9 protein-coding genes are annotated in these 11764 nt (G+C 34.1%); 3 read left to right on the top strand and 6 right to left on the bottom strand.

Going from position 1 to position 11764, the window contains the following annotated elements:
* Positions 1–357: 357 nt before the first annotated feature.
* Complete coding sequence (locus ACL9RH_RS02570) at positions 358–1563, bottom strand: MFS transporter (RefSeq protein WP_422691763.1); 1206 nt, start codon at positions 1561–1563, stop codon at positions 358–360.
* Position 1564: 1 nt separating this feature from the next.
* Positions 1565–2401 carry an oxidoreductase gene (locus ACL9RH_RS02565; protein WP_422691762.1) on the bottom strand — a complete coding sequence of 279 codons (837 nt, stop codon included), beginning with the start codon at positions 2399–2401 and terminating at the stop codon, positions 1565–1567.
* Between the two features lie 283 nt (positions 2402–2684).
* On the opposite strand from ACL9RH_RS02565, the gene ACL9RH_RS02560 reads away from it, so the two are divergent.
* Positions 2685–3614: a helix-turn-helix domain-containing protein gene (locus ACL9RH_RS02560; RefSeq protein WP_422691761.1), complete on the top strand. Its 930-nt coding sequence runs from the start codon at positions 2685–2687 to the stop codon at positions 3612–3614.
* Between the two features lie 22 nt (positions 3615–3636).
* On the opposite strand, the gene ACL9RH_RS02555 is transcribed toward ACL9RH_RS02560, so the two are convergent.
* Entirely contained in the window at positions 3637–4488 is an 852-nt protein-coding gene (locus ACL9RH_RS02555) for an AraC family transcriptional regulator (protein ID WP_422691760.1), read from the bottom strand.
* A 90-nt stretch (positions 4489–4578) separates the two neighbouring features.
* Between ACL9RH_RS02555 and ACL9RH_RS02550 the strand changes: the two genes are divergently transcribed.
* Positions 4579–5745, top strand: a complete 1167-nt coding sequence (locus ACL9RH_RS02550; RefSeq protein ID WP_422691759.1) for an MFS transporter — start codon at positions 4579–4581, stop codon at positions 5743–5745.
* Positions 5746–5884: 139 nt separating this feature from the next.
* Here the strand turns inward: ACL9RH_RS02550 and ACL9RH_RS02545 are convergent, their stop codons facing one another.
* Positions 5885–6799, bottom strand: a complete 915-nt coding sequence (locus ACL9RH_RS02545; protein ID WP_422691758.1) for a hydrogen peroxide-inducible genes activator — start codon at positions 6797–6799, stop codon at positions 5885–5887.
* Positions 6800–6908: 109 nt separating this feature from the next.
* On the opposite strand from ACL9RH_RS02545, the gene ACL9RH_RS02540 reads away from it, so the two are divergent.
* Positions 6909–8399 carry a catalase gene (locus tag ACL9RH_RS02540; protein WP_422691757.1) on the top strand — a complete coding sequence of 497 codons (1491 nt, stop codon included), beginning with the start codon at positions 6909–6911 and terminating at the stop codon, positions 8397–8399.
* 270 nt (positions 8400–8669) lie between these two features.
* Here ACL9RH_RS02540 and ACL9RH_RS02535 read toward each other — a convergent pair whose 3' ends face one another.
* Positions 8670–9500: a thiopeptide-type bacteriocin biosynthesis protein gene (locus ACL9RH_RS02535; protein ID WP_422691756.1), complete on the bottom strand. Its 831-nt coding sequence runs from the start codon at positions 9498–9500 to the stop codon at positions 8670–8672.
* 5 nt (positions 9501–9505) lie between these two features.
* A complete protein-coding gene (locus tag ACL9RH_RS02530) occupies positions 9506–11725 on the bottom strand; it encodes a lantibiotic dehydratase family protein (protein ID WP_422691755.1) in 2220 nt (739 codons plus the stop codon).
* Positions 11726–11764: the final 39 nt, after the last annotated feature.

Raw genomic sequence — 11764 nt, 5'->3', positions numbered from 1 at the left:
CACACCCTTTGTAAAGCACTAGTGTTTAATAAAATAAAACGAAAAAAAACTCTTCGAAAATTTCCCATGGAAAATCATAAATCTAATAAAAAAGGTACATTTTGATTTTTAATCTTTATTAATATAGCCTCCTTCTTTTTCTTAAAAATGCTGAGAGGTCAATTCACAAAACAAGGAGCTATTTGGGGTAAATTGAAATTTTATATAAAAATTTATAGGATCATGATGCGTGAAAAAATTTATTATTCCTGTCAAATTTTATGAACCTACAAACTAAAATACCCCATAAAATTCTTTGTAAATTTTATGGGGTATTCTAATCATCTAAATAAGGCGACCTAGCCGTTACATTATTATTTAGTGTGCCAACTGTTCTGGACTTAAATAAGATTCTTCATTTTCTGATAAATTATTTTCCTGATACTTCCCTCTTACTCTGGGATGAATAAACGTTAAAGCAAATGCAGACAGCAAAAATGCTGCGCTAATCCAGATGATGTTGTGAACTCCGGTAGATTTAATAACCCACCCACCGGCAATGGTTCCAAAGGTTACACCTAAATTAAAAAAAGACGGTACAAAACTATTCGTAAACTCCAATGTTTCTCTGGGTATTTTATATGCGCCTCGAGTATTACCAATCAGAAATCCTGAGGTATGAACAAATCCCCAAATAAAAATAATAACCGTCATTGGGATAAACCAGGTTCCAAAGAAATACGCTAAAACTTCTACAAGAATAAGAGCCACAGGAAAATAGCGAAATCCTAAATGTACATTTCTACTTACGATTTTACCTACAATCCAATTTCCCAGAATACCGGCAATTCCAAACAGCAATAACATTAAGCTTACTTGTGCACCATTCATGTGTGTTATTTTGGTAAAGTAATCGGCAAGGTAGCTATAGGTGGCAAACATTCCTGCTATTTTCAGCAGTATATATAGATAATTGATCCACACAAAGGGCTCTTTCAATATGGCCAGGTTTTGGGTATTGCTCTTCTTTTTTTCAACCGGAGTAGACGGTACAGCTAAAAGCAAGCTCAAAAAAGCAATAATATTGACAATTCCGGAGATGATAAATGATGCCTTCCAATTGAACAAGTCAGCAAAATAAGTCGTCAGCGGTACTCCTATCACCGTGGAAATACTAAGCCCCATCATGACCACAGATATAGCCTTCGGAGCATCTTTTGGAGCGACTTGTTTCATTCCCAACGTAAGTGCAATAGCCCAAAAAGCAGGGTAAAATATGGCTGGTATGATTCTGGAGATTAATAAAACTGTAAAATTGGTTGATAACGCGGACATAATATTAGAAATCACAAAAGTTGCAAGAACGAGAAGCAATATTGTTTTTCTGTTGATATTCTTTGTCAGTGCAGTAATAAAAGGACCGCAGAGTGCTACTGTAAGTGCAAAACCACTCATCAGCCAACCTGCCGTATCAATAGAAACATTAAACGTTTTGGCCAAAACAGGTAATATTCCTATGACACAAAATTCACTTGTGGCTACGCCAAATACACCAAGTGAGAGTGCATAAATTGTTTTATTCATTTTAATTTATAAAATCTGTTGAAAATGTAATTTCCTTATATCGTTCAAACTCTTCATTGAGATGTTGAATCTTAGTTTGAACCCTGTTATAAGCATCAGTTCCTAAAAGTAAGCGCAATGGAGGTTCTTCCATTTCTGTAATCTTTACGATTGCTTCCACTGCTTTTTCCGGGTTTCCGGGTTGTTTTCCATTATTTCCCAAGAAAATATTTTTATACTTCCCTGCAGTGTCTGCATAATCTGAGATTTCATTTTCTGCGATACCCAGGGAGCTCCCTAAAAAATTGGTACGAAATGCACCAGGCTCTATTAATGTAACCTTTATTCCCAGTCCTTCTACGTCAAGCTTTAAAGCCTCTGTTAATCCTTCAATAGCATATTTACTTGCATTATAGATTCCAAATCCTGAAGAACTTACCAAGCCTGAAGCAGATGAAAAATTGATGATATGCCCGTTTCTCTCCTTGCGCATAAAAGGAAGAACATAACGCAAGAGATTAAGCGTTCCCATTACATTCACGGCAAAAACCTTTTCTATTTCTGATGAAGAAGCTTCTTCAACAGCCCCAAGGAAGCCATAACCGGCATTGTTGATCAGAACATCAATTTTTCCGTATTCCTTAATAATGGTATTCACTGCGACTTCTACATCATTTTCTTTGGTAATATCGAGACTGATTACTGTTAGATTATGATGTTCTAATAGAGATGAATCAAATGTATTTCGGTCCCTTGTCGTTGCAATCACAATCTGATCTTTTTCTAAGAGATATTTCACGGTTAGCAATCCCAATCCTTGTGAGGCTCCTGTAATAAGCCATGTTTTTTGATTTTTCATATTTTTATTGTATTTAAATTATTATTGTGTTTTAGGATCATCATATATCCTCAACTTGACAGGTCAAAATTAGGCAGTTTAAGATTTCTAGACCTTATTAAAAACATGAGATCATTTATGAAAATCAAACTGTAGTATTTTAATCTGAATGCACGAATATATTTTCGTCTCATCTTGAAACAGTTATATAAAATCAATTTGATTTTCATAAATTATACAACATTATTCATAAAAAACTACAGCCGGCAGTTTTTTATCTTTGTAATTATTAAAATAATAGATCATGGCGCAATCTTCTGAAAATAAAAAAATAGATCTGCTAAAAAATATGAGTGATATTTTACCCGTATTTCATGAATCTTTTAACAGCAGTAATATACAGGTCGTAAGCCGAAGAGACGATCCCTGCAAAAATTACCTTTCTCCTAACCGTAGAGATTTCTATAAGATTCTTTATTTTTCAAAAGGATTAAGTGTCCTTACCATTGGTATGAATACCTATTATCTGGACCAACCGGCCATTGTTTTTTTGCATCCTAACGAGATCGTGTCATGGAAAAATCTAGGAGAAGAAGCTGAGGGTTATTTCGTTCTCTTCAAAAAGAAATTTATCGAATCAAAACCGATACTGAAACTGGCAATGGAACAATATGAACTATTCACAAAATCTGAAAAAAATGTTATTCAGCTGAAAAATGAGCATATTCCATTATTCGATCGCTGGCTTGAGGAGATGATGAGCGAAATGAAAACAAATGACTCTTTTACTGAAGACAGGCTTCAAACTTATATACAAATGGTGATGATTGAAGGTGTTAAAGTCGGTAATTTTCCTGCTCCAAGTATGGTATCTCAAGAGTACAGACACGTTCATGATTTTTTTCAATTGCTGGAAGATGAAACTTCCCAGATCAATGTCAACAATCCTATTAAAATTAAAACAGCAAAAGAATTTGCTAACTCCCTGTCTATACATCCTAATCAACTGAATACGCTTTTAAAAAGACATACAGGCCAGAATGTGAGTACCCATATTAAAATACGGCTTCTGGAGGAAACAAAGGCTATGCTCATACAAACCGATCTAACGCTGCAGGAGATTGGATATAGTATAGGTTTTGCTGATCAGCCCAATTTCACCCAGTTTTTCAAGAAAAATATAGGTGTTTCTCCACAAGCCTTTAGAAAAAATTATCAACAGACAGCCGGATAGCATATTTTTTATTCTTTTACAATCAAAGGTTACTAATAAGGTTCTCTTTACGGTAAAACATAGGAGTATATCCCGTATGATGAACAAAAAAACGGTGGAAATGACTTGGATCTGTAAACCCGAAATCACGGGCTATCTCGGAAAAGGTAGAACTGCTGTTAACGATGCGTTCTTTAATAAGCTGTGTCTTCAAAGAATGAATATATTCCCGCAACGGAATGCCCATTTTCTTTCTAAAAGTGATTCTTAGCCCTGATTCTGACATTTTAAAAACTTCGCTCAACTCTTTTACAGAAAGTTTATCAGGATAACAGATGTACGCGTGGATATAATTCTGTATCCTGTCTATGAATGAATCTCCTAATCTCAGGATATCTTTTTCTTTGTTATCTTCAAAAGAATTATTCAGAATCAATAAAATACTGCGCAAAAGATGAGTATGTAATTCGCCTGTTTTTTCGCCGCGCTGTCTCCAGTCTAAAATAAGAACTTCAATAACAGATCTAAGCTTTTCCAACTGAAATGCCGGAATAGGGGTTTCATAATTCAACTTTAATTTTCTCGCCAGGCCGTGCAAAAAATTATCCCAAAAATCTGTATTGTTGGTATTTATTCCTCCTTTTAAAATACCGGGAAGAAATTTTATCACACTAAAATGGGTTTCTTCTTCAATCTGAAAATCGTGTTCATCTTCAGGAAGCAGAAAAAATACCGAATCGGAAAAGTAGTTTGATTTTTTACCATTTAAAATATGGACTCCTCTACCCTTCCTTATATACATCAGTTCAAAATGATTATGACTATGTAAAGGAAATGGCCAAAGTTCTGTACTAAAATCTCTTATAAATAACGCTTCAAACTGAATGAGCTTCATTGTTATATTTTATCTAAAATTACAAAAAATATATCGAAACATACAATTTTTGATTTTTTACGGAATGTAAGTTTGCAGATAAAAAATGTAATGAAAACAATTCAAAAAAGTGGACTTGTTATTCCTGTAATGGCTTTCTCTGCAGGGGCTATTGTTGCCAATGTTTATTATAGCCAGCCCATCCTGAAAGATATTGCAGACAGTTTGGGAAGCTCCGAAAATGCGGTTGGAAAAATTGCCATGCTTTCACAACTGGGTTACGGACTTGGAATGTTTTTCCTTCTTCCTCTCGGGGATAAAGTCAACCGAAAGAAACTAATTTTGTCTATATGTGCACTGTTAGTGGTTATGCTTTTGATATTAGCAAACTCGACTCAACTTTCTGTGCTTCTCCCATTAAGTTTTATCATTGGGGTATGTTCAACTCCGGCACAAATAATTCTTCCTATGGCAGCTACTTTAGGAAAGGAAAACAGAGGTAAAAATGTCGGAATTGTTTTCAGCGGAATTCTATGTGGCATACTAGGTTCCCGACTCATCAGCGGATGGCTTACTGATCTTTGGGGATGGCATAGTGTTTTTATTTTCTCAGCCATTCTGGTATTCATCAGCAGCGTACTGTTATATTTTATATTACCTGAAGTTCCCGTTAAGTTCAAGGGAAACTATGCTGGTCTTTTGAAATCTACAGTTTCCTTAATCGGAAAGTACAAAACACTGAGACAGGCATCTATTTTAGGCTCTCTGACTTTTGGGGTATTCTGCTCTTTCTGGACAACTCTAACTTTCCGTCTGAGTAGTGAGCCTTTCCATTATACTGCCTCGAAAATAGGTTTGTTTGGCATTATTGCGATTGGAGGTGCTTTGGTTGCTCCTTATTTTGGAAAATTAGCAGATAAAGGACAAGTCTTCAAAAACCTTTTTTTAACAGTGGGTATGGTGTTTTTAAGCATTTTAGCGATGCGTATATTTCCCAGCTCTCTGTATGTGCTTATCGGTGCTATTTTATTTCTGGATATCGGTGTGCAGGCTACACAGATCACCAATTTTACACGGATCTATTCTCTGGATGAAGAAGCTCACAGCAGGCTCAATACCGTTTATATGACTACCTATTTCATTGGCGCAGGAATAGGAACTTTCTTTGGACTTCTCAGCTGGTCATTGGGAGGCTGGAATCTTGCGTTGATCCAAATGTTATGCTGGAGCGGAGCCGCTTTACTGGTCGTTTATCTTTCAAGTAAAAATTCTCTCTAAATGACAAACTATAAGGTGCTTCTATGAGGAATAATCTTCGTAGAAACACCATTATCACATTAGGGATTAGGGATTAGGGATTAGGGATTAGGGATTAGGGAAAAATACTTTATGACAGGAAGATTATTTGTACGCTATATCAATTATTAATATCTATATGCTTGCGAACTGCATCTAGGATCTCTTCCTTAATGATTTTCAGGAGTTTTTGCTTCACAAAATGTTTATGCGTCAACAAACCGATTTTTCTGGCAGGCACAGGATCCATGAATGAAAATAAATATTTTTTCTCTTCTTCCGTAAAATCAATCGTAGACAAATAGGGTAAGAGAGTAAGGCCTTTGGTCTGCTTTACAAGTCTTATCAGGGTATCTATACTTCCAGCTTCATAATTTAAGTTTTCCCACTCCTTTACTTCCCGGTTCATTGAGCACAGTTCTTCAATTTGAGTACGCATGCAATGTCCTTCGGCCAATAACCAAAGCTTTTCTTTGTTAATATCTCTAAGGTCTATCTTTTCCTTTTCTATCACTTCATTTTCCACATAACTATACAGTTTATAATGTTCGTCATACAATGGCGTCTGTACAAGGTCGTTACTATCGATGGGTAGAGATAAAAAGCCAATATCCAACGTTCTGTTCAGAAGATCTCGTTTTATGTTCTCGGTGACATCTTCACGAATTGTCAGAGTTATCATCGGAAATTTCCTCGAAAATTCATACAGAAATAACGGAAAAACAAAGGGAGCAACAGTAGGAATCACTCCAATCTTAAGTTCTCCCGAAAGTTCTCCTTTTAATTCTTTAACTACTTCCTTAAAATCATCTACCTCCCTGATAATCAATTTCATTTTCTCTACGAGAAGACTTCCCTCTTTTGTCAGCTGCACAGGTTTTGTCTTTCGGTCAAAAATTGAGATTCCGATTTCTTCTTCCAGTTTCAAAATCATTGTACTCAAGGTCGATTGTGTCACATTACACTTCTCGGCAGCCTCCATAAAGTTTTTCTCTTCACACACTGCCATCACATATCCTAACTGATGAAAATTCATAAAAACAACAATTATCTATTCCATCAATAAAGGTATTGAAATATTCGTTTTTATCAATTATAATTTCTAAATACTTTTGACAAAAGTTTTAACAAAAAAGATAAACGTAATGAAAAGCAATTCAAAAATAACAACCAATGCCGGTGCTGCAGTTGAAGGATACCAAGACTCAAAAACAGTGGGCCCTAGAGGCCCCGTATTATTGGAAGACTATTTCCTTCATGAGAAAATGGCTCAATTCAGCCGAGAAAGAATTCCGGAACGTATTGTTCATGCAAAAGGTACCGGAGCATTCGGAAAATTCGTAGTAACCCATGACATTACGAAATATACCAGAGCAAAAGTATTCTCAGAAGTAGGAAAAGAAACAAAAATGTTTGTGAGATTTTCAACTGTAGGTGGCGAAAAAGGTTCAGCAGATGCAGAAAGAGATCCCCGTGGTTTTGCAGTGAAATTTTACACTGAAGATGGCAATTGGGATATTGTTGGTAATAATACCCCCGTATTTTTTATCAAAGACCCGAAGAAATTTCCAGATTTCATCCATACTCAAAAAAGAGATCCTCATACCAATTATAAAAGTGCTACCATGACTTGGGATTTCTGGTCTCTAAACCCCGAATCATTACACCAGGTACTGATCGTGATGTCTGATAGAGGTACTCCTCGTTCTTATCGTCATATGCACGGATATGGCAGCCACACCTTTACGATGATCAATGCGGACAATGATCTTGTCTATGTAAAATTCCATTACAGATCTGCTCAAGGGATACAAAATTTTACAAATTCCGAGGCTGTAAAAATCAAGGGGGAAGATCCTGATCATGCGCAAAGAGATCTCGTCAATGCTATCAAACAGGGCGATTTTCCGAGATATAATATGTTCATCCAGGTTATGACAGAAGAACAAGCCGAAAAATTTCAATGGAATCCATTTGATGTGACAAAAACCTGGTCACAAAAAGAATATCCTTTAATTGAAGTAGGCTACTTTGAATTGAATCAGATTCCTCCCAATTATTTCAGAGATGTTGAACAGGCTGCCTTTGCCCCAGCAAATATAGTTGACGGGATTGGCTTTTCTCCCGATAGAATGTTACAGGGAAGAATTTTGGCATATCCTGATGCCCAACGCTACAGAATAGGAACTAATTATCAGGATTTACCTGTAAATGCTTGCCCATTTATGGTCAACAATTATCATAGAGACGGTGCCATGAAATTTACTGATAACGGAGGAGATTCTCCGAATTATTTCCCGAACAGCTTTGATGGAAATTTTGAAGATCCATCATACAAAACAAGACCACAGGTGCTCCAAAGTAATGTTGCCGGGTATTTTGACAGAAACGAAAATGATGACGACCATTACACACAACCCGGAATTCTGTTTGATCAGGTAATGAACGATACGAATAGAGCAAATACAATCCATAATATTGTTGAAGCCATGAACGGAATAGAAGGACCTAAAAGGGATGAGATTATATTGAGACAGTTGTGCCACTGGTTCAGAGCCAGCGTACAATTAGGAATGGGCGTTGCCCGAGGATTGGGGATCAATATGAACGAATTACAAAAACATATGCCAAGATAGTTTTCTAATTAAGATATGGAATAACTGCAAGAATAATTGCAGCCTCCATCATCCAACATTTATTTTATATTTTTTTTAAATTTGTATTCAATGAATTGATACAAATTATACCTGGGCAGCTTTGTTGTCCAGGCTTTTATTTTAGTTTTGATTGATATGAGATATTTTGGATGAGATAGCCTCTTTTTTAATATAAAGGCTCATAATATACTGTATTTTTAACTCCGTGAGATAATAAAAGAAGCTATATTATTGGTCACCAGAAATTTATCAAGGAATGTACAATTTCATTTTATAATACCTTACTAGATAATCATAAATGAGCATCTCAAATAAACGCTGGTAAGAGACAAAAATTCTATTGATATTCATATGAAATATACTTTGAAAGAAACTTTGTAAAGTTTGGCCTTCGCAATGAAAAATAATATTCTGTATTACAGGATTACTTTTTTCAATATTAAAAAGAATAGTATTTCTCTCTTCTAAAAATTCTTCAGATGTAAGAAAATCTATTAATTTTGGTTTAAAATCTCTGTATTTTTTATCCAATTGGGAACTAAGTTTTTTATCCGTGTTAAATTCCTTTTTAAAAGTGATATTAAAATCTTTGATCCAATCTAGTTTTTCCTGAACAGAAAAATTGAGTTTGTTTAAAAGTTCATCAATATAAAAAATAGAAACGATGATTTTTTCTTCATCATCATAACATAAACATTGTAAAGCATATTCACTATTTATGTAGAATAATGTCTCAGCATGTTGTATCGTATTCTCACCATAACGTTCAATTTCTCTATTATAAGTATCAATTACGATATTTGAAACTTCACCACTTTCTATATAATTTTGTAAAACTTCCTTGGTTCTTTTAAGAATTTTGCTGTAATCATCAATATTATCCAATTTAAACCTTATCCTCAGATGCGGTTTGGGATCATTATAACGAATAAAAAACCATTTTGAAATATATTTATTTTCTTGGAAATATTCTATCAAAGGCTGTAATGCTTCTTCTAAAATAATATCACAAGTTTTCACACCCGTATAAATTTTCAGATACAGCCATTCACTTCCAGGAATAAACTTTCTTTTCATCATAGCAGCTATTTATGTTTATACATAGGAAAAATAAATTCATGTTTAAAATCATCGTTTTTATTAGATAAAAACTCTTCAATAAGAATTGATTTTTCACTTTTTACTGTTTGGATAAAGAGCTTGGCCATATCATAATTTTCCAAATTCATAGTTAAAGTATTGTCGAACTTTATCCATTGAATCCATACAGGAATTTTTCTTTTATTTCTCCAGTTTTTTAGTTCCAGTAAAAAATCTTTCTTTTCCGAAATTAATAAACTTAAAGAAGAAATATCTTTTTCTAAAACCTTCCATCGCGCCTTTGAAAGAATAATACCCTGACATTCTACCCTTGGTAAGAATTTATAGATATGTTCTAATCCACCCCAACTGAAATGAAGTCCAGATCTTATATTCTGAGAATATAAATCAGATAGAAAATGATAAACAGGAAGAGTATTTATAGAGTAATTATGGGCATTTGTTAAATAAGGAATAATCTTCTTCTTCAATTTCTTTGAACGTAAAATAATCTCATCGTTTCTCAAAGAAATATACAAATCATCCACTGGTATTTGGTTTTCTGCTGGTAAAATCGATTGAGCCAGATAAGGAATTTCATATTGTCGTAAAGTTGGTCTTCTTATTACATTCCCTATTCTTGCTTCTGGTAAATGGATAATTTCCGCCAAAATCCAATCAGGATTCAGCTCTTTCTCTTTATCAGCAATGGTCTTTGCTAAATTCTGAACTCCCAATTTTTCAGAACAAAATCTCCCTAGAAGAATGGCTGCGCTACTTCTCGTAGTTCCGTTTAAAAATAACTTTTTCTGATTATTATCTGAAATGAGTTCTGTCATTATGGAAATTGTATCGGGTAAATCATCCCATTTCTCGTCAAAATCTTTAAAATCTTCGTCTGATAATTCAATACTGTATTGATTATCTAATAAGGCTTCCTGTACCTTTTCATTAAGGATTTGATGAACCGAAGTAAGCTCAATATTCTTATCTTGGCTTTTTTGTGAAACCGGAAGTATCAGGTCTTCTAAATATGGATGAATACCTTTTGTAGAAACATTTTGTCTATACCCAATACCTACTTCTTTATCTAGGACATATAGTAATGGTAATTCCTGTGTTTCGAATCTTTCGGTAAATGCCTTTTTAAATTTTGAAAACTCATTTTCTCTTTGGCTCAAAGTAATCTTATTCAAAAAGCTTACTCCTTTTTTTAATTGTTTTTTCCATTCAAATGACAAATGAAACAAAGTTTTTTTATAAAGATCGGTTTGGAAAAGATACTTTGGATCATATTCTATTTCGAAGGATTTTATTAACCCTTCGATTTCAGCATACTTAGAGATTGGATTACTAATATTTTGGTCTATTTCATCCAGTTTATTTTTTATCAAAATTAAAATTTCGGCTTCGTTTTTAATTTCTCTTCTTCCTAAAATAGTAATAATAGTATCCAAGAAATCATTTCCTGAAACATTAGGCTCCAACTCGCTTACAAGTATTTGATTATTGATGAGTTCCTCCACAAATTCTATGGCTTCTTCTTGTGTGATTTCTTCATCAATCAAAATTTCTGCAATTTGTTGTATAGTTTTTCCTTCTTTTGAAAAATTCAATATTTGCTGGAGTTCCTCAGAAATTGGTACTAAAGAAATAATATACTCCCTTTTTCCTCCGGTGTACTGATATTCTATATATCGAATTTTATTACCTATTTTATAAATACTGTTATTAGGATAAAATAAAAGCCTGTTTCTTATCTCTGGTTGCTGTGTAAAATGTTGGGCTAAAGAAACAAGAAAGTACATGTCCAATTTTGTATCGCGCAAGAGATCATCAGTTGAGAATTGATGATTTTTAGTTTTGTTACTGAAAATGTTTTGAATGTCCAAACTGAAGTTTCCCAACCCAACAGATGAAAATAAGCCGAATGGAGTACAGCGTGTACTTATTCGACTATAGTATTTTAATATGGTCTGTTTTAGTTTTTGAAGTTCTTTTTTGGAAAACTCTTTTTCTGAATTAACCCATTTAACGAGCTCATCATGTAAATTTGGTGAAGCTAAATAAATAGCTTCCTGAAATATTGGATTAGAGATGATTTTTTTCAATTCTAAATCCGTAATTTCATCTTTACTACTTATTGCCTGTTGAAAGTTTTTGCGTGAAAATAAAGGAGTACGCACTACATACTCATTAAAAAACTGGTAAGGAAAGCGTGACATTTATTTTCTTTGGACTGGTAATATGGAGGTTATTCTCTG

The organism is Chryseobacterium sp. Mn2064, from assembly GCF_049319685.1.
GTDB lineage: Bacteria > Bacteroidota > Bacteroidia > Flavobacteriales > Weeksellaceae > Chryseobacterium.
Note: the sequence above shows the minus strand (reverse complement) of the source record. Positions and strands in the feature narration are given on the sequence as shown.

Coding starts and splice junctions, on each gene's coding strand:
- ACL9RH_RS02560 (WP_422691761.1), top strand. CDS start 2,685: ATGGCGCAATCTTCTGAAAATAAAAAAATAGATCTGCTAAAAAATATG.
- ACL9RH_RS02550 (WP_422691759.1), top strand. CDS start 4,579: ATGAAAACAATTCAAAAAAGTGGACTTGTTATTCCTGTAATGGCTTTC.
- ACL9RH_RS02565 (WP_422691762.1), bottom strand. CDS start 2,401: ATGAAAAATCAAAAAACATGGCTTATTACAGGAGCCTCACAAGGATTG.
- ACL9RH_RS02530 (WP_422691755.1), bottom strand. CDS start 11,725: ATGTCACGCTTTCCTTACCAGTTTTTTAATGAGTATGTAGTGCGTACT.
- ACL9RH_RS02535 (WP_422691756.1), bottom strand. CDS start 9,500: ATGATGAAAAGAAAGTTTATTCCTGGAAGTGAATGGCTGTATCTGAAA.
- ACL9RH_RS02540 (WP_422691757.1), top strand. CDS start 6,909: ATGAAAAGCAATTCAAAAATAACAACCAATGCCGGTGCTGCAGTTGAA.
- ACL9RH_RS02545 (WP_422691758.1), bottom strand. CDS start 6,799: ATGAATTTTCATCAGTTAGGATATGTGATGGCAGTGTGTGAAGAGAAA.
- ACL9RH_RS02555 (WP_422691760.1), bottom strand. CDS start 4,488: ATGAAGCTCATTCAGTTTGAAGCGTTATTTATAAGAGATTTTAGTACA.
- ACL9RH_RS02570 (WP_422691763.1), bottom strand. CDS start 1,563: ATGAATAAAACAATTTATGCACTCTCACTTGGTGTATTTGGCGTAGCC.